We start from the raw sequence: 21,688 nt of genomic DNA on the forward strand, positions 1-21,688 counted from the left end.
GCCCCGCGGGTGGCTTAGACGCTGACGGGAGCGGCGTTCCTGGTTTTAGCCCAGTACGAGCCCGCCGGGAACGAGAACTCGGCAAGGGTGGTCTCGAACATCTCCGCGCTGTATCCGGGAAGGGACGGCAGCATGTACGCGCCGTCGCGCACGATGCAGGGATCGACGAAGTGCTCGTGGAGGTGATCAACAAACTCGGTGACCCGTCCCTCGAGGCTGCCCGAGACGGCGACGAAGTCAAAGATCGACAGGTGCTGCACCAGCTCACAAAGGCCTACGCCGCCTGCGTGCGGGCAAACCGGGACCCCGAATTTGGCTGCCATGAACAGCACCGAAAGGACCTCGTTGACGCTGCCCAGCCGGCAGGCGTCCAGCTGGCAGTAGTCGATGGCCTCGGCTTGGAACAGCTGCTTGAACAGGACACGGTTCATTCCGTGTTCGCCGGTGGCTACACCGATCGGTGCCACGGCCTTCCGGACCGCTGCGTGGCCGAGAATATCGTCGGGGCTGGTGGGCTCTTCGATCCACAGAGGCTTGAACTCGGCCAGGGCGCTGACCCATTCGATGGCCTCCGGAACATCCCAGACCTGGTTGGCGTCAATCATCAGGTGGGCGTCGTCGCCGATGACTTCGCGGGCGATTGAACAGCGGCGGATGTCGTCCTGAAGGTCGGCCCCGACCTTCAGCTTGATGTGGCGGTAGCCCGAGTCCACGGCCTCCTGGCAGAGCATCCGGAGCTTGTCGTCGGAGTAGCCGAGCCAGCCGGCAGACGTGGTGTATGACGGGTATCCGGACACATCCAGCTGCGCGATCCGGTCCTTGCGGGTACCTTCGAGTTTCCTCAGCAGCTCCAGTGCTTCATCGCGGGTGAGCGCGTCCGAGAGGTAGCGCATGTCCGCCGCGTCGACAAGTTCTTCCGGTGTCATCTCGGCCAGCAGCTTCCACATCGGCTTTCCGGCCCGGCGTGCTGCCAGGTCCCACACGGCGTTCATGACCGCGGCAAGGGCAAGGTGGATGACGCCTTTCTCCGGACCGAGCCAGCGGAGCTGGGAGTCGGACTGCAGTTCGCGGTAGATGCCGCCCAGGTCCGACGTGATCTCCTCGACGCTCCGCCCGATCAGCGGCAGCGCACGCTGTTCGGCGGCGGCGACACAAAGATCGTTGCCGCGGCCAATCGTGAAAGTGAACCCGTAGCCCGAGAGCTGCGGGTCGTCGGTGCGGAGGACGACGTAGGCGGCGGAGTAGTCGCCGTCCTTGTTCATGGCGTCGGAGCCGTCCGCGGTCAGCGATGTGGGGAAGCGGACGTCGACTACGTCCACCCCGGTGATGACTGTCATTTTGATTCCTTAGCGAATTAGCTGGTCAGTGCGGGCGTGGCGTTCCATAAGTGATGCGCTGAGGTCGAATCCTATAGGAATACTCCTAATTATATATAGGGTGTGATCTGAGTCAAGCAATTTGGCGCGGCCCCGGGGCCGCAGCCGGATGGCCGCAGGGGGTGATCGTGTGTGATGTGCTGGGCAGGGGCCGATCACATATGCTTCGTTTAAGCCACATATACGGAGGGACGGAAGGGTTTCATGCCAAATCGGGCTCCCGCAGACCAAGCCAAGGTCCCTACGAGCGAGGTGTACACGTTGCTCCGCGCGGCCATCATGTCCGGGGAAATCGCGCCGGACTCGCGGATCAACATCGAGGCCATTTCCCGGACCTTTGGCGTGTCCCAGACGCCGATTCGGGAAGCGCTGCAGCGCCTCGAGGGCGACAACCTGATCGTTTATGCGCCGGGCAGGGGCTACAGCACCACGGCCCTGCTGGATCTTCAGGGTCTGCATGACCTCTTTGAGTTCCGGCTGCTGGTCGAACCCTGGGCGGCCCGGGCGGTAGCGGTGGACAGGCTTTCCAATCCCGGAACCCAACTCCTCCATGAGGTGGAAAAGTTTGCCGACACGGCGGACCCGGACCAAGACCTGCGTCAGGACATGGTGGCGCATGATGCGCGGTTCCACGAACTGATCCTGACGGCCACCGGAAACCCGGTCATCGGGCAGGCCTACGCACAGACCCACTGCCACCTGCACATATTCCGGCTGTATCCCCGGGACCTCTACAGGGCTGAAACGATCGACGAGCATCGACGGATTGCCACCGCCGTCGCCAACGCCGATCCGGAGTTGGCGGAGCAGGCCATGTCTGACCACATCAAAAACTCATTTGGACGGTTTTCCGTGGCCTTCGATGTCAGTGCAGGATGTCCGACGCTGGTCCACACGAAACGGCCGCCGCTCCGGCTCCAGCGCTAGGGCTACATCACCGTGCCGACCATCCACGGAACGAATTCCTTGTCGCCATAGCCGAAGTCCTCGCTCTTGGTGTGGGTCCCCGAGGCAACGTCCAGGATCGTCCGGAAAATCTCCTCTCCCAGGTCCTCGATGGTGGTGGTGCCGTCGGCCACGCCGCCACAGTTGATGTCCATGTCCTCGGTCATGCGGTCATAGAGTTCGGTGTTTGTGGCGAGTTTGATGCTGGGCACCGGAGCGCATCCGAACGCCGATCCACGGCCGGTGGTGAAACAGACCAGGTTGGCCCCGCCGGCGACGATGCCGGTGACGGACACGGGATCGTGGCCGGGGGTGTCCATGAACACGAACCCTTTCGAGGTGACTGGTTCCGCGTACTCCACGACGTCCGCGAGGGTGGTGGTGCCTCCCTTGGCGACGGCGCCCAGGGATTTTTCGAGAATGGTGGTGAGGCCACCCTCCTTGTTGCCCGGAGACGGGTTGTTGTCCATGGATCCTGAGTTCTTGGCGGTGTAGTCGCGCCACCAGTCGATGCGCGCCAGCAGCTTGCGGGCCACGGCCTCCGTGGCCGCCCGCCGGACGAGCATATGCTCGGTGCCGTAAATTTCGGGCGTCTCGCCGACGATCCCGGTCCCCCCCTGGTGGACAAGGCGGTCCACGGCGTTGCCAAGCGCGGGGTTGGCCGTGATTCCGGAGTATGCATCGGAGCCGCCGCAGTTGGTTCCGAGAATGAGCTCGGATGCCGGGACGGTGGTTCGCTTCGCCTCATTGACCTGCCCCAGCATCCCGGTGAGCCAACCGATGCCGGCGGTGATGGTCTTCGACGTTCCGCCGAGCTCCTGGATGGTCGAATACACGATGGGCAGGTCCGGGCGGAGCTGGACGTCCTGGGTCAGTTGGTTGATCTGGTTGTCCTCGCAGCCGAGGCCCAGCACCAGGAAGCCGCCGAAATTGGGGTGGGTGAGGTAGCCGCGCATGGTCCGGCGGAGGATGTCCATCCCCTCGCCTTCCTGGGCCATGCCGCATCCGGTGCCATGCGTCAGTGCAACGATGCCATCGACGTTCTCGTATTGGTCAAGGACGCCCGAGTACCGGAGGCGCTGGACGATCTGGCTTGCTGCCGTGGCCGAGCAGTTGACCGTGCTCAGGACGCCGATGTAATTCCGGGTTCCGACCTTGCCGTCCGAGCGGACATAGCCCTGAAAGGTTGCCCGCTCGCTGAGGGGCAGGACAGGCTCATCCTTGGCGTCCACGCAGAACTCGTAGTCGCGGTCGAACTCCTTGTAATCAAGATTGTGCAGGTGGACATGGTCCCCGGTGCTGATGTCCGACCGGGCGAAACCGATGATCTGGCCGTACCGGCGGACCGCGTCGCCTTCGGCAATGTCGCGGACGGCCACCTTGTGGCTGCGCGGAACTGCGGCGGCCAGCGTCACCAGTTGGTCGCCGGCGCTGGCCGTTGAGGCTACCTGCATGTCCTGGGTAGTGATGGCCACGTTGTCTTCGGTGTGAAGGTGGATGAGGGGCGCAATGGCAGTGGCCACGGGGATAAACCTTTGTTCGATGTTTTCGGCAGGACGGACTTCAAATCGGGCCGTCAATGGGCCAGCACGTCCGGGCCGCAGGTCCTGCCCGGAATTGGGGCGTCCGGTGGGGTACGCCCCACCGGACGCTGAGGGGGAGCAGGTGCCCGGCTAGAGAACGGTGGCTAGAGAACCTTGCTCAGGAATCCCTGGGTTCTTCCGTGCTGCGGTGCGGAGAAGATCTCGTCCGGCGTGCCTTCCTCGACGATCCGTCCCTGGTCCATGAAGATCACGCGGTCGGCCACTTCCCGGGCGAAGCCCATTTCGTGGGTGACAACTACCATGGTCATGCCCTCATTTGCGAGGTCCTTCATGACGGCCAGAACTTCGCCGACAATTTCGGGGTCGAGAGCCGAGGTGGGTTCATCGAAGAGCATGATTTTGGGATCCATCGCCAGGGCCCGGGCTATGGCGACGCGCTGCATCTGACCGCCGGACAGGTTCCCAGGGAAGGTGTTCATCTTTTCCGCGAGGCCCACCTTTGTCAGCAGCATTTCAGCCTTGGCGCGGGCTTCCTCCTTGGAGGTCTTGGCGACCTTGAGCGGGGCAAGCATGACGTTGTCGATGACTTTCAGGTGCGGGAACAGGTTGAAATGCTGGAAGACCATCCCCGCCTCCTGCCGGACCAGATTGATATTGGTCTTCGAATCGTCCAACCGGTGCTTGTTGATGACGATGCTGCCCGAGGAGATTGACTCCAGGCCGTTCATGCACCGCAGAAAGGTGCTTTTGCCGGATCCTGAGGGACCTATGACACACACCACCTCACGCTCGCGGATGTGGCAATCGATGCCCTTGAGCACATGGTTCGGCCCGAACTTCTTATTCAAATTCTCAACAAAAATCACTGGTGTATTCCGATCTAAATGCCCGCGGGCTCTGGAAGTTTGAGGGGGTCGACATGGACGCCGGTGCGCCTCTCGTAGAGTCGGCCCAGCCGGGAGATGCCATAGCAGATGACGAAGTACATGGCGGCGACCACCAAGAACGTCTTGATGGGGTCACCGGTGAGGTTGGTGACGATGTTCCCGGCATGGGTCAGTTCGAGGAGGCCGGTGACCGTGACGAGCGACGAATCCTTGACCAGGCCGATGAGGAAGCCGATGCCTGGCGGAACCATGATCTTCACTGCCTGGGGAAGGATGACGTAGGTCAGTTTCCGCCAGTAGTTGAGACCGAGGGCATCCGCTGCTTCGCTCTGTCCCTTGGCCACGGCTTCGATGCTGCCGCGCACGATCTCTGCTACGTAGGCTGCGGCGAAGCAAGTCAGTGCGATGACGGCTGAGGAGAATTTGTCCGGTTCCAGGCCGGGAAACAGCAACGGAATCCCGAAAAAGACGAAGAAGATGATGACCAGAACAGGAATGCCGCGGACGCAGCTGATGTAGACGGTGCTGATCCATCGCGCGATCCTGCTCGGCGACGTCCGGGCGATGCCGAGAATCAGTCCAAAGAAGACTCCGAGAATGCCGGATACGGCGCAGAGCTGAATGGTCAGCCATGCTCCCTGGAGCAGCGGAATCAGGTCCTGCCAGTCAAAGGGCCTAAACATGGGTACCCACCGCCCACCGGAACAGCGTTGTTTCGGCCCGTTTGGAGGCCAGCGACATCAGCGCCGATACCCCGAGATAGAGCAGGCCGCCGACGGCGAGTACTTCGATGGTTCGGTACGTGGTGTTGCTGACGCTCATGATCGCGTTGGTCAATTCAGGAAGCGAGATGATGGATCCAATCGACGAAGCCAAGAACAGCAGAATGAGCTGGTTGGTCAGTGCGGGGAAGACGTTTCGTGTGGCCGGCAGCAAAATGATGTAGCGCACGATCTGGCCAGGCTTCATGCCGAGCGCTTTTCCTGCTTCACGCAGGCCGTGGGGCACCGATTCGAACCCGGCCCGGTAGATTTCCGCCGTGTATGCAGCATTATTCAGGGTCAGGCCGATGATGGCGGCCCAGACGGGCTCGAGGTTGATGCCCAAGGCAGGAAGGGCGAAATAGATCAGGTACAGCTGAACTAGCAGAGGCGTGTTGCGGATGGCCTCGATATAGCACGTGCACAGGATGCTGAGTGGTTTTCCGGGCCCGACCTTCCCCAAGTACACGAGAACACCGAGTGCGCTTCCCACCAACATGGCCACGAGCGTGATGTACAAAGCCGTCCAAAGTCCCTCGAGTAAGAGCGAGCTGAACGGGAGAAGGTCTCCGAAATATAGAGCCATGAGCAAGGGATCCTATCCGTGAACGGCAGGGTGGGTGGAGACTGCAATGTCATCCACCCACGCCTGAGGACGCGTTCGAATGCTGTCTAGTGGGCGAGGAACGGAGGGAGTGACAGCCCGAACCACTTCTGCAGGGAGGCCTCGTTCTGTCCGGAGATGTTGTAGTTCCGGATGAAGTTGTTGAGGTAGTTGAGCCAGGTTTGGTCGCCCTGCTTGACGCCGATGGAGAACAGCGCCGGCTTGATCGGATCGCCCTTCAGAACCTGGAACGCGGCAGGTTCTTTTTTCACGAGACCGCCGACAATGGCGTTGTTTTCAATCAGCGCGTCCACCTTGCCGCTCTTGAGCGCCTGGATGGAGTCCGCCGTCGTGTTGAAGCCGGTGATCTTGGCGTTGGGGAAGCTGGCCTTGAGGATTTGCTCGCCCACGCTTCCCCGAGACGTAGCCACCGACTTGCCGTCAAGGTCCCCGTAGCTGGCGATCGGGCTCCCGGCAGGCACCATGAAGACGGTGGAGCTCGCGGCATACGGCTCGGACATGTCCACCACTTGGGCGCGCGCATCCGATGCGGTGAAGGTGGCAATCACGGCATCAGCCTTATCCGTCTGCAGCAACGGGATGCGGCTTTCATTCGTGGCGGTGACGAACTCTACCTTTGCGCCCAAAGAGGCGCCGAGTGCATTTGCGACGTCAATGTCGAAGCCCTCGTGGGTTCCTGACGAATTCATCACGCCATAGCCCGGGGAATCGGCGCTGACGGCGATCTTGATGGTCTTTGACTTGAGAATCTGCGTGAGGTGGCTGTCTCCAACGGCGCCTGTTGCGGCACCGGGTCCATTCGATGCGCCGCCGGACGAGCAACCCCCCAATAGAAGGGCCAAGGCGACAGCCGGAACAAGAAGCAACTTCGGCGTTGCTCTGAACATGAGTACTCTCCTGGTGATTATTTACTGCGTAACGGAAGCGGACTGTGACAGCGTTCCGGGATCCCGGGCTGATAGCACCTCAGGGGATCCTGTAGGAATATGTTGTATCATATATGCAATGTGATCTAGGTCAAGTCTCTGCTTGCTCACTTGCTGCAGCCGGCCGACGGGGCGACCCGCCGTACTGGACGGCTCACGATCTCGACGGCTACTGAAATGAGGGGCGAGTGACGGTATCAACCGCAGGCGACGCAACGACGGCGAAGGTCGCGGCCAGCGAGGTGTACTCAGCCCTTCGCCAGTCAATTCTGGATGGCGACATCGCTCCGGGTACGCGCATTAACATCGATGCGGTGTCCAGGCGCTTGGGGGTCTCCCAGACTCCAGTCCGCGAAGCGCTGCAGCACCTGGAGGGCGACAACCTTCTGGTGTACTACCCCGGCCGGGGCTACAGCACCACGCCCCTATTGAGCCTGCCGGAGCTTCGTTCGCTGTTTGAGTTCCGGCTGCTGGTTGAGCCCTGGGCGGCACGATCAGCCGCAGTGGACCGACTGTCCAATCCCTCGGCCGCCCTGCGGGCGGAACTTGAGGTGCTCGAGCGCCAGATTGATGACACCGTCAACGTACGCCAGGACCTACTGGCCCACGATGCACGCTTCCACGACCTGATCCTGGCCTCCGCCGGCAATCCGGTGGTCCAGCAGGCGTACGCCCAGACGCATTGCCACCTGCACATGTTCCGGCTGTACCCCTCGGACCTGGACAGCCAGGTCACCCTGATGGAGCACCGCGGCATCCGTGACGCAGTTGCGGCCGCGGATCCGGTGGCTGCCGAGGAAGCCATGAGCGCTCACCTCCGCAGTTCGTTCCATCGCTTTGCCCGAGCCTTCGGCGCGGAGCCGGCCGCACTGCCGGGTGCCGCGCTCGGACGAATGACACCCTGACCGCGGTACCATTTGATCCGGGTCACATTGCATATATGATGCGATGCATCCATATATGATCCGATCCGCTCGCTCAGGAGATAGAGACTTCATGGCACCGACGATTTCCAGCACCACCCGCGACGCGGCCTCAGTGAGAACCAGTGTCGAGGATCTGAACACGACCGTAGAGACGGCACACGCCGCGTTCCTGCTCGGGCGGCGCGCCGATTTGACCACCCGGGCAGGATGGCTCGAGGTGGTGGCTGCTGCCCTGGAAGAGGACGCCGACGTCCTGGTTCCGCTGGCAGCCCGTGAGACCAACCTCGGTGTAGCGAGGCTCCAGGGCGAACTGAAGCGCACCGTTTTCCAGCTCCGGCTCTTCGCCGCGGAAGTCCGCTCCGGTGAGCACCTGGACGCGACCATCGACCATGCGGATCCCGGCTGGGGGATGGGCGCCCGGCCGGACCTGCGGCGGATGAATGTCCCCTTAGGTGTCGTGGGCGTCTTCGGCGCATCCAACTTCCCGTTTGCTTTCAGCGTCATGGGCGGGGACAGCGCATCGGCCCTCGCGGCCGGATGTTCCGTTGTTTACAAGGCCCACGAGGGCCACCTCGGACTCTCGCTACGCACGGCCGAAACCGTGCAGCGCGCCCTCCGGGAGGCGGGCGCCCCGGCCGGTCTCTTCACGCTGATCGCGGGCCGGGCGGCGGCTGAAGCGCTGATAGACCACCCGCTGGTTAAAGCGATCGGATTCACCGGCTCCACGGCCGGGGGACGCGCGTTGGCGGAGCGGGCCTTCGCCCGGGCGGAGCCGATTCCATTTTATGGAGAGCTCGGCGGCATCAACGCCGTGTTCGTGACCGAAAAGGCCTGGTCGGCGCGCAAAGACAGCATCCTCAGCGGCTACGCGGCGTCACTCAGCCTCGGCATGGGGCAGTTCTGCACCAAACCTGGCCTCCTCTTTGTCCCCGGGGGGACGACGTCGGAAGTTGCCGAGGCACTGCGCGCAGCGTTCACGGATTTCGAGCCGGCGCCGCTACTCACCGAACGGCTGCACGAGGGCTACCGCAATGCCGTCAAGGAGGTTGCCGGACAGCCGGGAGTGGAACAGCTGGTGGAGGGCACTTTCGACGCCGCCCCGATGCCGACCGTGCTGCGCGCGGCCAGCGCTGCGGTCTTCGAGCAGCCCGAGCTGCTGCGCCAGGAGATGTTCGGGCCGGCCAGCCTCCTCGTTGAATACCGGGACGAATCCGAACTGGCGGCGCTGGCCGAGCTGCTTGAGGGCCAGCTGACCACCACCCTGCAGGCCGAGGCGGACGACGACGTCAGCGAACTCGCGGCCCGGCTAGCCGACATCAGCGGACGGGTTCTCTGGAACGGCTGGCCCACCGGCGTTACGGTCAGCTTCGCCCAGCACCACGGCGGCCCCTACCCGGCCACGACGTCGACCACGACATCCGTGGGGACGGCCGCCGTTGGGCGCTTCATGCGTCCGGTGGCGCACCAGGATTTCCCTGCCGCACGATTGCCGGATCCACTTCAGGACACGAACCCATGGTCGGTGCCCCAGCGCATCGACGGGACCTGGACCCGACCGCAGCCAAAGGTGGATGCCCGATGACTATTCCTAGCGAAAACCTCCCGCAGCGCCTGACGATGAGGGACGTGCTTCCCGAGGACGCCGGGAACGCCGTGCTGATTGGACGTGTCTGGGACGTTGAAACCCGGGGGCCGCGCGTCGCAGCCTTCCGCGGGGAAGACGCCTTCGATCTGCAGCCCATCACCGCCACGGTGTCGGATCTGCTGGAATCCAGAACCCTCCTCAGCGACGTCAAGGCCGCGATGACAACGCCCCGCTGGCGGACAGCGGACATCATCGACGCGTCCATGTCCAGGGACCCTAAGCGCCCCCATCTGCTGGCCCCGGTGGATCTGCAGGTCATCAAGGCCTGCGGAGTGACCTTCGTGGACAGCATGATCGAACGCGTCATCGAGGAAAGATCCGGCGGCAATCCGCAAAAGGCCGCAGACATCCGCGGCCGCGTCGGTGCAGCCCTTGGCGGCAGCCTGGCGGGAGTCCGGCCCGGCTCGAAAGAAGCCGTGGAAGCCAAGAAGGTGCTAATCGAGGAGGGGCTTTGGTCCCAGTACCTCGAAGTGGGCATCGGGCCGGACCCGGAGGTCTTCACCAAGGCACCCGTGCTCTCCTCGGTCGGAACGGGCGCCATGATCGGGATCCCGTCGTTCTCGTCATGGAACAACCCGGAACCGGAGCTGGTGCTCCTGGTCAACTCGCGCGGGGCCGCCGTCGGGGCAACGCTTGGCAACGACGTGAACCTGCGCGACGTAGAGGGCCGCAGCGCACTGCTGCTGGGGAAGGCAAAGGACAACAATGCGTCCAGCGCGCTGGGCCCCTTCATCCGCGTCTTTGACGAGGACTTCACCCTGGAGACCCTGCGGACCGAAGAAATCCTCCTCAAAGTCCAGGGCCCCGACGGCTACCTGCTGACCGGGAACAGCAGCGTGGGCAGGATCAGCCGCAGCTTCGAAGAGCTGATTTCCGCAACCCACGGCGACCACCACCAGTATCCGGACGGCTTCGCTTTGTACACCGGCACCCTATTCGCCCCCACCCAGGACCGGGGCGAGCCAGGCCGCGGGTTCACCCACCAGATGGGCGACACCGTGGAAATTTCCAGCTCCCATCTGGGGACGCTGATCAACGAGGTGGGACCCACCGAAGAGCTGCCACGCTGGAGCTACGGCATCCGTGACCTGCTGGGCTATCTTCAGCGCACCGGGTCCGCCATGACCCAACCGGCCTCCGCCTCGGGGGACTGACCGGGGAGCAGTCGAGCGCCTGTGCCGTGGCGGCGTAGACCATCCCCGGCGCCGTCACGGCACAGGTCTCATCCCGTTCTTAAGCCGCTTCGCTGGGCTTTTCAGACCGCTTCGCGGAGCCAGGTCTCGACGCCGGAGATATGGACCGTCAGCAAGGCCCGGGCGAGGTCGCCGTCGCCGCGAGCCAGCGCCTCCACGATGGCGGCATGCTCGTCAACGGTTCGTGCCACCGCGCGTTCCTCGGTCAGGCCACGCCAGACTCGGGCTCGCACGGTGCCGCTGGAGAGGCCATCCAGGAGGCTCGCGAGGTAGCTGTTGCCACTGGCATGGGCAATGATGCGGTGGAATTCCAGGTCGTGGGAGACCAGTTCCTCTACCGAGGTGTCTTCCCGGACTGTGGCCATGCTCGCCCTGAGCAGGGCCAGCTGGTCAGCGCTGATCCGGCTGGCGGCGATGGATGCAGCTGCCGGCTCCAGGATTCGACGCACCTCGAAGAGCTCGAGTACTGAGGTGTCCTGGTGCAGGTCTACGATGAAAGCCATCGCTTCTGACAGCAGCCGTGGCTCCAGGCTCGTCACGTAGGTGCCGTCGCCCCGTCGCACATCGAGAACGCGGATGATTTCCAGGGCCTTGACCGCTTCGCGCAGCGAGCTCCGGGACAACCCGAGCTGCTCGCTGAGTTCCTTCTCCGGAGGTAGGCGCTCTCCCGCAGTGAGCCGTCCATCGAGGATCATTTCCTTGATCTTCAGAATCGCTTCATCGGTTACGGTCATGAGCCTCATCCCCTCGGACAGGATTTTGGTTTGACCCACGCCGGGGCAGGGTAGCGTCGTGAACGGAACATCGGAGGCGCCTAGTCCTCAGTGCCTGGCCGCGGGCAGCCGAAGTGCCTGGAGGCCTCCGTCAACGGCCAGGGAGGTACCCGTCGTGGAACCGGAGAGCGGGCTCGCCAGATAGACAACGGCGCCCGCGACTTCGTCCGCAGTGACCAGCCGGCCATGCGGCTGCCGCCCGTTCAGGGCCACGCGTTCGGCCTCGGGATCGACGGCGGCGTCCAGCAGCCGCCCGACCCAGGGCGTGTCCGCGGTGCCGGGGTTGACGCAGTTGACGCGGATACCTTCGCGCAGGTGGTCAGCAGCCATGGCCTGGGTCAGTGAGAGCACAGCCCCTTTGGTGGCGCTGTAGAGGGCACGTTGGGGTAGCCCGGCGGTGGCGGCAATGGAGCATGTATTGACGATGGCGGCCGACGGCGACCTGCGCAACAGCGGCAGGGCGGCACGGGTAACTCGGACCATCCCGACGACGTTGATGTCCCAGACGCGGTGCCATTCGCCGTCGTCGTTATCCTCCACGGTGCCCTGGGCCCCCATGCCGGCGTTGTTGACAACGATATCCAGTCGCCCAAACGAGGCTCGCACCGCCTCGATGGCCTCGCGAACGGACGCATCGTCGGCGACGTCGCATACCAGGCCGAGTTGGCCGTCCGGCAGTCCGGTGGGGCGGAGGTCCAGCACGGCAACTTTGACGCCGAACTCCTGCAGGCGGGCGGCAATGGCGGCGCCGATCCCGGATGCTCCACCGGTGACGACGGCGACGAGTCCGTTCATTTCCTGGCCCATGCGGGCCTCCTTACTGGAACTGGTGGCTACTTCGGTGCGGGTGCGGGTGTGGTGCCGGCCCGGACAGGTGCTCGCGGGACGGGGGTGCTCACGTATGTCTGACGTTGCCGGCCCAGGCCTTCTATCTCGAGATCGACGATGTCGCCGTCCTGCAGGTAAGGGAAACGGCCGGAGAGGGCCACGCCTTCCGGGGTCCCGGTGAGGATGACGTCCCCCGGTTCAAGCAGCATATATTGGCTCACGTGGTGCACCACCGTCGCGACGTCGAAGATCAGGTCCGCGGTGCTCGAATCCTGGCGTTCTTCGCCGTTCACCCAGCTGCGCAGCCGAAGGTTGCCGGCGTCCACTTCATCGGCCGGCACCAGCCAGGGCCCCAGCGGTGTGGACTTAGGCAGTGATTTGCCCTTCGTCCACTGCCCGGCGGCGCCGGGAAGCTGATACTCACGCTCGGAGAGGTCATTGGCGACGAGGTAGCCCGCGACGGCGTTCATCGCCTCTGCGGGACTGCCCAGGTAGCTGGCTTCCCTGCCGATTACGATCCCCATCTCGACTTCCCAGTCGTACTTGCGGCTGCCCGGCGGTATCGGGGCGTCGTCATTGGGGCCGGTGACGGTGTTGTTCGGTTTCAGAAAGACCACGGGAGTTTCGGGCGCAGCGGCCCCCGACTCCGCGGCGTGGGCCGCATAATTCATGCCGATGCAAATCACGTTGTTGGGCCGGGCGAGCGGAGTTCCTATCCGCAGACCGGCTGCCCCGGACAAGACGGGCAGGGCGCCCGCCGCCAAGGCGGCGCGAAGCCGGGCGACCCCGTCGGCAGCTAGAAATGCGCCGTCGATGTCGGCGGTGATGCTGCTCGCGTCATACGCCTCTTCCCCGCCGTTCCCCGCCGCTGCGTAGATGACTGGTATTTCATGCCCTGCTGGACCCAGCCGTGCGATTTTCACTCTTGTCGTATCCCTTCGGGCGCTTCGTCAGCGTGTGTCGCACATTGTCGTGAACGTCGAAACACTGCAAACATCGGAGTTATTAGCGGGCCTGATCGACTCACCGCCTGGTCGCTTCAAGCAATTGTAGTGGCAATCTGAAAATCGGCAAGGATACATCCGATGTCTTGCTTGTTTTGGGCTTCGCAAAACCACGCTTTGGGTCCATGGATGAACCGGCATTCAGCGGGGGAGCGCGTCTCCTGCACGGTCCCTCGAGGCCCCGGTGAGATCCAGGCGCACCAGCACGCAAATCGGGCGAAGTCGACGGCGCCCTTCAGTAGCTGGTGGGAGATTCCCTCGCCGCGATGCCCGGGTCGCACCCGGATGCACCACACCGACCACACGTCGAGCCGGTCCACGTGGGGGGCCCATCGTAGGTCGCTGCTGTGCGCCAGCGCGACCGCCTCGGCGCCGGTCAGCGTCCTTGCTGCCCTGACTGCTGAGCTGGCCGCTGGCTCCGGTGGAACCGCGGGACAGCGCGCTGTTCGCCGCAGTATGGTGTGCTCCTAGAAGGGGGCTGTTATGAGTGGGATGTTGCAAGGGCAGGCCATTTCCCTATGGCTTGCCACCGCTGCCGGCACGGGCTATCCCTCGCTCAGTACCGACCTCGACGTCGACGTCGCGGTGATCGGCGGTGGCGTCGCGGGTCTGACGGCAGCGCTGGCCTTAAAGCGTGCTGGTCAATCGGTCGCGGTTATCGAGGCGGCGCGCGTCGGGACAGGCGTCACTGGGCACACGACCGGCAAGGTAACCTCCCTGCATCGCTTGGTGTACACCGAGCTTGCCGGGCGCCACGGCCCCGACACGGCGCGCCGCTACGGGCAGGCGAACCAGGCGGCCATCGAGCACATCGCCCGCGTCGTCTCGGACGAGGGTATTGACTGCGGTTTCCGCCGCGTATCTAACTTCACCTACGCGGAAACGGACGGGGCCCTGAACCTCGTCCGGCAGGAGGCGGCGCTGGCCGCCCGGCTCGGCCTTCCTTCCGTCTTTACCGCCGATGTGCCGCTGCCTTTCGCCGTCAGGGGAGCCGTCCGCTTTGACGACCAGGTGCAGATCCACGCCGTGAGATACGTGCAGGGCCTGGCCCGAGCGGTCGACGGCGGCGGCAGTTTTGTGTTTGAGGAATCCAGGGCCCTTGCGCTCCGGGACGGGTCACCGGTTGTGGTGGCGACAGAGCGGGGTTCGCTCCGCGCACGGGATGTAATCGTGGCTACCAATGTGCCCTTTGGCGACCACGGAAGTTTTGCTGAGAAGTCCTTCCTGCACCGTTCCTACCTCGTCGCGAGCCGGGCGGGTTCCCCTCAGCTGGAGGGGACCTATATCAGTGTCGACGAGCCGATGCGCTCGATTCTGGCTGTAGAGATCGATGGCGCCAGCTACGTGCTCGCTGGCGGCGAAGGCCACCGGCCCGAGGAACCCGGCGACACGGCAGAGAGATATCGCCGGCTGACAGCTTTCAGCCGTGACCGTCTCGGCACGCATGAGCCCTTGTTCCGCTGGTCCACCCAGGACAGCATTTCCGTAGATGGCCTCCCGTATGTGGGCCTCATGTCCCCGGATTCCACCCACATCCATGTGATCACCGGGTTGCGGAAGTGGGGCCTGACCAACGGCTCCGCGGCGGCCCTGGTCCTGGCCGATAGCTTGTACGGCCGGGCGAATCCTTGGGCGCGTATGTTCGACAGCACCCGGACGCCACGGGCCGAGGCCACGCCGGCCGCGCTTCAGAGCGTTTCACTTCCGCCCGGGCCACAGCATGTGGCGCAGGCCCGGGAAGATGAGGGTGCTCCCATCGTTCCTGCCCCGGGGGAAGGCGCAGTCATCGACCGGGATGGCGAAAGGATCGCCGTCTATGCTGATCCGGCCGGTAGAGTGCTGTCGGTCTCGGCGACGTGCACGCATTTGGGCTGCATTGTCGAGTTCAATTTGGCCGATGCGACCTGGGACTGCCCCTGCCACGGTTCGCGGTTTGCCACCGACGGCACGGTCATTCAGGGTCCTGCCAGCACCAACCTCGCCCCCCGCCCCCTTACCGGGGATGAACTCCTTTAGCCCGGTCCCGGGCTGGTCCCTGCGGCGTGCCCCCATTGTTCAGTGTGGGCACGCCGTTGGAGTTCGTGATCGATGAGGTTCAGGAGCTCGCCGGCGGCAGCTGGTCCGCCTATTGCGTGGATCTGCCGCAGTGATTGGCGTAACTTCACATGGTCTTCTGTCGGCACCAGAGGCCACCTTCAGAAGGTGTGGAATATCTTGTTCCCCGCGCCCTGGGCTGACCCTCCCGGTCACGCGGCCCGCCTCGCTGTCAGGTACGGGCAGCGGGGTCCGTGGCGGGCGTCCAACGGATGTGCGACTGACGGCCGCTTGCTTGACGTCTTTCAGAATACCGAGAGTGTCTGTACTACCGCTCTTGGTTCCCGTTCACCCGCTTTGGGTGATGACTGCCCCCGCTTGGAGCGCTAAATTGGCGGACGTGTGATTGACCGCCTGTATCGCTTGTGAGACCTCACTAATGGCTCCCGCCGTGTACCGGACGGCCAGCGGAAGGAGAGGGATGATCAACGGTTACCACCGGCGCACCGAACCCGTTCCCTCGGTCCTCTCGGCGCCTCCTTTCATCGGGGGTACCGGAGTCACAGGAGCGCAGGCTTGCCGGAAATGAGCGAGCCTGCCGCCTCGGCACCCAGCATCGACCCGGTCGCCGTGATTCGTTCCAGGCCGTACATGGCTGCGCTGGTGCTGGCAGCGGTCCTGGGCGTTCCCATCTCGATCATGGCCTACGGATTTCTCGCTTTGGTCGCGGCGGTCCAGCGGTACGTCTTCGTCGGGCTGCCCAATCAAATCTTCGGGGGTCCTGCTCCTGCGTGGTGGCCGGTTCCATGGTTGGTGCTGTGTGGGCTGTTAACGGCGTTGACCATCCGGTACCTGCCAGGAACCGGGGGCCACTCACCGGCATTCGGATTCAAGACGGGCGGCGGTCCGCCCAGCGGCCGGGAGCTCGCGGGGATCGTCCTCGCGGCGCTGACCACTCTCAGCCTGGGTGCGGTACTCGGGCCCGAAGGGCCGCTGATCGCGATCGGTGGCGGACTCGGGGCGCTGGCCGTGCACCTGGTGAAGAAGGACGCTCCGCCGATGTCCCTGACGATCATGGCGTCGGCCGGCAGCTTCGCGGCGATCAGTACCCTGCTCGGGTCTCCCGTGCTCGGTGCCTTCCTGATCATGGAAGCCGCCGGGATCGGGGGAATGACGCTGAGCCTGGTGGCCCTGCCCGGACTGATCGCTTCCGGCGTCGGGGCGCTGGTGTTCGTCGGCCTGGACGGCTGGACCGGGCTGGGCAGCTTCTCGCTGGCGCTGCCCGTGGTGCCGCCCGCGGTGGCGCCGACGTTGGCGACGATGGGCTGGGCGGTGGTCATGGGGGCGGTCGGCGCGCTCCTGGGATGGCTGATCCGCTGGGTCGCGCTGTCGCTGCGCCCGGTCGTGCACCTGAACCGGGTGTTGGTGACGTCGGCGCTCGGCTTGCTGATCGGTCTCACCGCGATGGCGTACCAGCTGGTCTCCGGGCACAGCTTCACGCAGGTGTTGTTCTCGGGGCAGGATGCGCTTCCGGAGCTGGTCGAACACGCCGCGGACTACTCGTTTGCTGTGTTGGTCCTGCTGATCGCTTGTAAGACCCTGGTCTACGGGCTCTCGCTGAGCGCATTTCGTGGCGGGCCGGTGTTCCCGTCGATGTTCATCGGCGCGGCGCTCGGCATTGCTGCGAGTGGGCTGCCCGGAATGAATCTCGCGGCAGGGATCGGCATGGGCATGGGAGCCATGTGCGCAGCCATGCTGCGGCTGCCGTTGACGTCGACGCTGCTGGCCACGCTGCTGCTGGGTGTGGACGGTGTGGCGGTAACACCCCAGGTGGTGGTGGCTGTGGCGGTGGCCTTCGTGATCACCAATGTCCTTCCGGTCCCGGGCCCGACGGCGTCCGTGGCGCCTGACGATGTCGGCAACGTCCAACATCGGCCTCCTTCGAGGGCCGACCATGACTGAGATCCCGAGCGCGGGCCGTTCGACCGCACGGGACCGGTGGGTCGCCTGGTTGTTCATCGTTGGCTCGAGTCTGTTCGCCCTGGGGGCGGTGCCGTCCTATGTCGAGGCTGTGGGATTGCGTTTGTGTGCGGCTACATTCTTCGTCGGTTCGCTGTTCTTCACCGGTGCGGCGTTCCTGCAGTACCGCGAGGCCGTAGACGCGCTCGCGGCCGTGGGTGCCACGCGGCGCCGTTCGTTGTGGGTGTGGGCGCCGCGGAATCTCGTTTGGCCCGCCGGCGCGGTTCAACTTGCCGGCAAGCTGTGGTTCAACTGGAGTACGGGAAACGCCCTGCGGGACAATCTCAGTGCGGAGCCGACCGAGCAGCGGGTGTGGCGACCCGACGCTCTGGGTTCCATCGCCTTCCTCGTTTCAAGCGCCGTGGCTGATGCTGAGTCCGGAATCCACCGATGCCTCGGTTCCTGCGGGCCGGGGAACTGATCCGTAACCTCTTTTCGCCAGTTTCTGAAGGAGAAGTGATGTCAGCAAATTTCCAGCCGGCGGATGCCGACGTAGCCCTGTTTGGCAACCGATTCGTCACCCAGGAGGTTCCGAGCCGGGAGTTCCCGGAAACCGGCATTCCTGCTGAGGACGCTTTGCGGCTCGTGTCGGAGGACCTGGCGCTGGAGGGTGATCCGGCCCGGAACCTGGCGACCTTCGTGACGACATGGATGGAACCGCAGGCCCAGCGGATCATCGCCGCGAACCTGCACCGCAATTTCATCGACCACGCCGAATATCCCCGCACGGCCGAGATCGAGCAGCGCTGTATCCGGATGCTCGCCGACCTCTTCCACGCGCCCGGCGAGACGACGGGAGCCCGGACCCAGGGATCGTCCGAGGCGATCATGCTCGGCGGCCTGTCCCTGAAGTGGAACTGGCGCAAGCGTCGGGAGGCGGCCGGCGCGTCGACGTCGAGCCCCAACCTGGTGTTCGGCGGCGACGTGCATGTCGTGTGGGAGAAGTTCTGCCGCTACTTCGACGTCGAGCCGCGGATTGTGCCGCTGCAGCCCGGGAAGTACACGATCGGCCCGGAAGACGTGCAGGCCCATATCGATGAGAACACCATTGGCGTCGCAGCCGTGCTGGGTACGACGTTCACCGGACACAAGGACGACATCGCCGGGATCAACGACCTGCTGCTATGGATCAAGCGCGAGCGGGGCCTTGATGTGCCGTTGCACGTGGACGGGGCAAGCGGGGGGTTCGTCTGGCCCTTCCTCTACCCCGACTCCAAGTGGGACTTCCGGCTCGAGCAGGTCCGCTCGATCAATGTCTCCGGGCACAAGTTCGGACTGGTCTACCCCGGCATCGGCTGGCTGATCTTCCGGGAGAAGGCCGACCTGGCCAAGGACCTCGTCTTCGAGGAGAACTACCTCGGCAAGACCGACTCGACCTTCACCCTGAACTTCTCCACCGGCTCGTCGATGGTTATCGCCCAGTACTACAACTTTGTGCGCTATGGCCGCGCCGGCTACACCTACATCATGCGGGACATGCAGACCAACGCCCGCGTCCTCGCCGAGAAGTTGGAAGCCATGGGCCGGTTCGAGATTATCGGCCCCGGCGAGGAGCAGCTTCCCCTGGTCGCGTTCCGGCTCGCTGCCGACACCGGCTATGACGAGTTCGATATCGCCTGGCAACTCTCGGCCGAGCGCGGCTGGATGGTGCCGGCATATACCCTGCCCCCGAACGCCCAAAACGTGACGATCATGCGGGCCCTGGTCAAGCAGACGATGAGCCGCGAGCATGTCGACACGCTCGCCCGGGACATCGAAGAGGCGTGCTCCACGCTGGCCAAGAAGGGCGGCGCGCACGAATCCGAACGCAACAAGATCATCACCGGACCCGGCCATTGACCCACTGCGACCCCGACCCACCAGGCGTGCAGAGCCGCGTCAGACAGCGGCACGCCGCGCTGTACCCGGGGAGGGGCCTGTTTCGACGGCGCCGGGGGCCGTAGGCTATGGGCATCCATCACACCAAGGAGGCACTCATGCGCACCGCAACACCCACAGTGCAGGCCGATCAGGTCCGGCATCTTTCCGAGAATCTCAAGTCCCAGCTCTCGAAGGGTAAGGAGTGGGCCACTCCCGGGGTCGAGGCGGCACTTCAAAAAGCGATCGCGGGGCTCGATACCGGGATTGAATCCGCGTCCCCGAGGATCCAGGCCGGACTGCGGCGGCTCGCTGACGAGCTCGCGGTAGGAGTGGAAACTCTGACTCCCCGTGTTCACGAGGGTCTGCAGCGGGTCGCACCTAAAGTCGCGCCGGCCAAGTCGAAGCGGACGGCTTCCGGGAAAGCCTGGTTGGTTGCCGGGGCGGTAGCCGTCGCGGTGACCGCGGGAGTGGCGGCCTGGCGCTTTTTCCGGCCTGCCGACGAGGAGCCGGCGCCGTCCGTGAATGCACGGCGTACCAGCGGCGCGAACCCCGCCGCGGACGCCGGCCCCGCAGAGGCCCGGACCTGAGGCAATCAAGGGCAGAAAAGCGGGGCGGCCGACCCTAGTCCAGGGGCAGTGTTACCGTCACACAGGTTCCTGCGGCGGCGGACGAATCGATGATCACCTCTCCGCCAGCGAGGCTTACGGCCACGCGCATGAGCCGCAGTCCCATGCCGGTGTGCCGGCCGATCATGGCTGCCGACACGTCGAAGCCGCCGCCGTCGTCGGTCACTTTGAGCTGAACGCCGTGGCTCATGCCGTGGGTGACGCAACCGAGCCGGACCGTCACAGCTGACGCCTGGGCGAATTTATAGACGTTGCTGAGGAGCTCCTGCGCCGCCCGGTACAGAAGCGTTGCGGACTGCCGGTCCACTTCCATCGCGTGGTGCGGAGTCTCCAGATGAACCACGGTGCCGCGTTTGCGGAGGGGAAGGGTCAAACGGTCAATTGCGCCGGTGAGCCCGAGGGCATGAAAATCGACCGGGTGCGTATCGGTGAGGACGCCACGTACGGCGACGACTTCATCGCTGAGTAGTGATTTCATGTTCTTACTGTGCGCTTGTGTCGTTGGCTTTTTCCTGTGACGCGCCGAGCATAGCGGCGGGAGTCCTCGCCGTCGTCAGCTGTGAGCGTCGTGGCACGGCGAAGCCCCTGCCGGGCAGGACGTGCCCTAGTTTTTTTGGTGTGGCATCCCGGCCCGAACGAAAGGCGGCACATGGAGATTGCCAAGCCCACGAAGGCCGACAAAGAGCATTTCCGATCCCTGTTCGCGGAGCTCCGCGCCAGGCCCAAGAAGGGCTGAACGACGACGGCGCGAAGGCCCGGTGCCGCTATTGGCGGGGACCTGCGGACGACGCGCGTTCCTGGTCCGGTACCTCGGCGGGCATAGGCTTCTGAAGATGACCGCCAGCCCGCCGGTCCATGTCGATACAACAGTGTCATCCCCGATGGAGGCCTGCAGGTGGCTCAATTGGACGAGCTCCGAGTTGGAGCAGTATCAGCTCTGCGGTTGACTCGATCCCTTCCTCCGAGGTGACGGTTAACCCTGCTTCATCTGATTCGAGCGGTTCGAGTGTTTCGAGCTGAGATGTGAGGAGGGAGGCCGGCATAAAGTGTCCGGGGCGCATGGGCAGGCGCTCTTGCAGCACCGGCGTCGCGACGTTCAGCAGGACAAATGTCGTGGTCGGGGCAATGGCCCGGATCGCGTCCCGGTATCTGCGCCTGAGGGCCGAGCAAGCTACGACAACCCCACCGGGGGACTCAGCAGAAAGCGCCGTGCCCACCAGTTGGAGCCAGGGCCATCTGTCTTCATCCGTCAGGGGAGTGCCCGAGGCCATTTTCCGGACGTTGGCCGACGGGTGCAGGGAATCGGCGTCTTTGAACACGGCACCTAGCCGAGCGGCGAGGGCGGATCCAACCGTGGACTTGCCCGCGCCCGAGACGCCCATGACGACGATCGGACGCATCATTAGAGCGCCCCCTGGCTTTCTGTTCCTGCCGGGATGGCCGTCAGGCGGGTGACTTCTACCGGCGCTTCCAACAGCCCCTCAAGTGCAGCGTTGAGCCGCTTGACTGCGACACCGTCGCCGTGAGCCTCGAGCAGTTCCACTGATTGCCATTTCTCAATCATGGCAATCTGGCCGTTCGGCGCTGCGTGGATGGCGTAAAGGAGACAGCCGGGTTCCTGGTGGACTTCCGCTATGGCCGGGGATAGGGCGTCGACGACTTTGTTGAAGGCGCCGTCGGTGGGAGTGAAGACTGCGGTGACGATGATGGACATCG

Annotated in this window: 21 protein-coding genes and 1 pseudogene; 9 read left to right on the forward strand and 13 right to left on the reverse strand. The window is 64.4% G+C overall.

Annotation, left to right across the window (positions count from 1 at the left end):
* Positions 1-14: 14 nt before the first annotated feature.
* Positions 15-1,337 carry an L-fuconate dehydratase gene (locus ABIC21_RS04885; protein ID WP_354349293.1) on the reverse strand — a complete coding sequence of 441 codons (1,323 nt, stop codon included), beginning with the start codon at positions 1,335-1,337 and terminating at the stop codon, positions 15-17.
* Between the two features lie 243 nt (positions 1,338-1,580).
* Here ABIC21_RS04885 and ABIC21_RS04890 point away from each other — a divergent pair, with 243 nt between their 5' ends.
* Positions 1,581-2,303, forward strand: coding sequence for a GntR family transcriptional regulator (locus ABIC21_RS04890; protein WP_354349294.1), 723 nt, complete (start codon positions 1,581-1,583; stop codon positions 2,301-2,303).
* A 2-nt stretch (positions 2,304-2,305) separates the two neighbouring features.
* Here ABIC21_RS04890 and ABIC21_RS04895 read toward each other — a convergent pair whose 3' ends face one another.
* The 5 genes from ABIC21_RS04895 to ABIC21_RS04915 form a co-directional block, all read right to left on the reverse strand.
* Positions 2,306-3,844, reverse strand: coding sequence for a UxaA family hydrolase (locus tag ABIC21_RS04895; protein WP_354349295.1), 1,539 nt, complete (start codon positions 3,842-3,844; stop codon positions 2,306-2,308).
* A 164-nt stretch (positions 3,845-4,008) separates the two neighbouring features.
* Positions 4,009-4,713, reverse strand: a complete 705-nt coding sequence (locus ABIC21_RS04900) for an amino acid ABC transporter ATP-binding protein (RefSeq protein WP_354349296.1) — start codon at positions 4,711-4,713, stop codon at positions 4,009-4,011.
* A gap of 32 nt (positions 4,714-4,745) precedes the next feature.
* Positions 4,746-5,435 carry an amino acid ABC transporter permease gene (locus ABIC21_RS04905; RefSeq protein ID WP_354349297.1) on the reverse strand — a complete coding sequence of 230 codons (690 nt, stop codon included), beginning with the start codon at positions 5,433-5,435 and terminating at the stop codon, positions 4,746-4,748.
* Positions 5,428-6,099: an amino acid ABC transporter permease gene (locus ABIC21_RS04910; RefSeq protein ID WP_354349298.1), complete on the reverse strand. Its 672-nt coding sequence runs from the start codon at positions 6,097-6,099 to the stop codon at positions 5,428-5,430. The genes ABIC21_RS04905 and ABIC21_RS04910 overlap by 8 nt, the downstream gene beginning before the upstream one ends.
* Positions 6,100-6,185: 86 nt before the next feature.
* Entirely contained in the window at positions 6,186-7,025 is an 840-nt protein-coding gene (locus tag ABIC21_RS04915) for a transporter substrate-binding domain-containing protein (RefSeq protein WP_354349299.1), read from the reverse strand.
* Positions 7,026-7,252: 227 nt separating this feature from the next.
* Between ABIC21_RS04915 and ABIC21_RS04920 the strand changes: the two genes are divergently transcribed.
* From ABIC21_RS04920 to ABIC21_RS04930, 3 genes are all read left to right on the forward strand, one after another.
* Positions 7,253-7,969 (forward strand): GntR family transcriptional regulator, encoded by a 717-nt coding sequence (locus ABIC21_RS04920; RefSeq protein WP_354349300.1) that lies wholly within the window; start codon positions 7,253-7,255, stop codon positions 7,967-7,969.
* A 91-nt stretch (positions 7,970-8,060) separates the two neighbouring features.
* On the forward strand, positions 8,061-9,572 hold the full coding sequence (locus tag ABIC21_RS04925) for an aldehyde dehydrogenase (NADP(+)) (protein ID WP_354349301.1): 1,512 nt from the start codon (positions 8,061-8,063) through the stop codon (positions 9,570-9,572).
* Positions 9,569-10,789: a fumarylacetoacetate hydrolase family protein gene (locus ABIC21_RS04930; RefSeq protein ID WP_354349302.1), complete on the forward strand. Its 1,221-nt coding sequence runs from the start codon at positions 9,569-9,571 to the stop codon at positions 10,787-10,789. The genes ABIC21_RS04925 and ABIC21_RS04930 overlap by 4 nt, the downstream gene beginning before the upstream one ends.
* Positions 10,790-10,890: 101 nt before the next feature.
* Here the strand turns inward: ABIC21_RS04930 and ABIC21_RS04935 are convergent, their stop codons facing one another.
* The 4 genes and pseudogenes from ABIC21_RS04935 to ABIC21_RS04950 form a co-directional block, all read right to left on the reverse strand.
* Entirely contained in the window at positions 10,891-11,562 is a 672-nt protein-coding gene (locus ABIC21_RS04935) for a FadR/GntR family transcriptional regulator (RefSeq protein WP_354349303.1), read from the reverse strand.
* An 87-nt stretch (positions 11,563-11,649) separates the two neighbouring features.
* Positions 11,650-12,408 carry an SDR family NAD(P)-dependent oxidoreductase gene (locus ABIC21_RS04940; protein WP_354349304.1) on the reverse strand — a complete coding sequence of 253 codons (759 nt, stop codon included), beginning with the start codon at positions 12,406-12,408 and terminating at the stop codon, positions 11,650-11,652.
* A 26-nt stretch (positions 12,409-12,434) separates the two neighbouring features.
* Positions 12,435-13,352, reverse strand: coding sequence for a fumarylacetoacetate hydrolase family protein (locus ABIC21_RS04945; RefSeq protein ID WP_354349305.1), 918 nt, complete (start codon positions 13,350-13,352; stop codon positions 12,435-12,437).
* 293 nt (positions 13,353-13,645) lie between these two features.
* Positions 13,646-13,768: pseudogene (locus ABIC21_RS04950) on the reverse strand (GNAT family N-acetyltransferase); the annotation flags it as partial.
* A gap of 148 nt (positions 13,769-13,916) precedes the next feature.
* On the opposite strand from ABIC21_RS04950, the gene ABIC21_RS04955 reads away from it, so the two are divergent.
* The 5 genes from ABIC21_RS04955 (at position 13,917) to ABIC21_RS04975 (ending at position 19,933) form a co-directional block, all read left to right on the forward strand.
* Positions 13,917-15,449, forward strand: coding sequence for an FAD-dependent oxidoreductase (locus ABIC21_RS04955; protein ID WP_354349306.1), 1,533 nt, complete (start codon positions 13,917-13,919; stop codon positions 15,447-15,449).
* A 603-nt stretch (positions 15,450-16,052) separates the two neighbouring features.
* On the forward strand, positions 16,053-17,429 hold the full coding sequence (locus ABIC21_RS04960; protein WP_354349307.1) for a chloride channel protein: 1,377 nt from the start codon (positions 16,053-16,055) through the stop codon (positions 17,427-17,429).
* Positions 17,422-17,907 carry a hypothetical protein gene (locus ABIC21_RS04965; protein ID WP_354349308.1) on the forward strand — a complete coding sequence of 162 codons (486 nt, stop codon included), beginning with the start codon at positions 17,422-17,424 and terminating at the stop codon, positions 17,905-17,907. The genes ABIC21_RS04960 and ABIC21_RS04965 overlap by 8 nt, the downstream gene beginning before the upstream one ends.
* A 38-nt stretch (positions 17,908-17,945) precedes the next feature.
* Entirely contained in the window at positions 17,946-19,325 is a 1,380-nt protein-coding gene (gene gad / locus ABIC21_RS04970; protein WP_354349309.1) for a glutamate decarboxylase, read from the forward strand.
* Positions 19,326-19,462: 137 nt separating this feature from the next.
* On the forward strand, positions 19,463-19,933 hold the full coding sequence (locus ABIC21_RS04975) for a hypothetical protein (protein WP_354349310.1): 471 nt from the start codon (positions 19,463-19,465) through the stop codon (positions 19,931-19,933).
* Between the two features lie 34 nt (positions 19,934-19,967).
* On the opposite strand, the gene ABIC21_RS04980 is transcribed toward ABIC21_RS04975, so the two are convergent.
* From ABIC21_RS04980 to ABIC21_RS04990, 3 genes are all read right to left on the reverse strand, one after another.
* Positions 19,968-20,450, reverse strand: coding sequence for a sensor histidine kinase (locus ABIC21_RS04980; RefSeq protein WP_354349311.1), 483 nt, complete (start codon positions 20,448-20,450; stop codon positions 19,968-19,970).
* 394 nt (positions 20,451-20,844) lie between these two features.
* Entirely contained in the window at positions 20,845-21,375 is a 531-nt protein-coding gene (locus tag ABIC21_RS04985; protein ID WP_354349312.1) for a gluconokinase, read from the reverse strand.
* The gene (locus ABIC21_RS04990; protein ID WP_354349313.1) at positions 21,375-21,686 is read right to left on the reverse strand and encodes a putative quinol monooxygenase; all 312 of its coding nucleotides are present in this window, start codon (positions 21,684-21,686) and stop codon (positions 21,375-21,377) included. Before ABIC21_RS04990 ends, ABIC21_RS04985 begins: the two co-directional genes overlap by 1 nt.
* Positions 21,687-21,688 lie beyond the last annotated feature (2 nt).

The sequence above is a fragment of the Pseudarthrobacter sp. PvP090 genome (assembly GCF_040547365.1).
Lineage (GTDB): Bacteria > Actinomycetota > Actinomycetes > Actinomycetales > Micrococcaceae > Arthrobacter.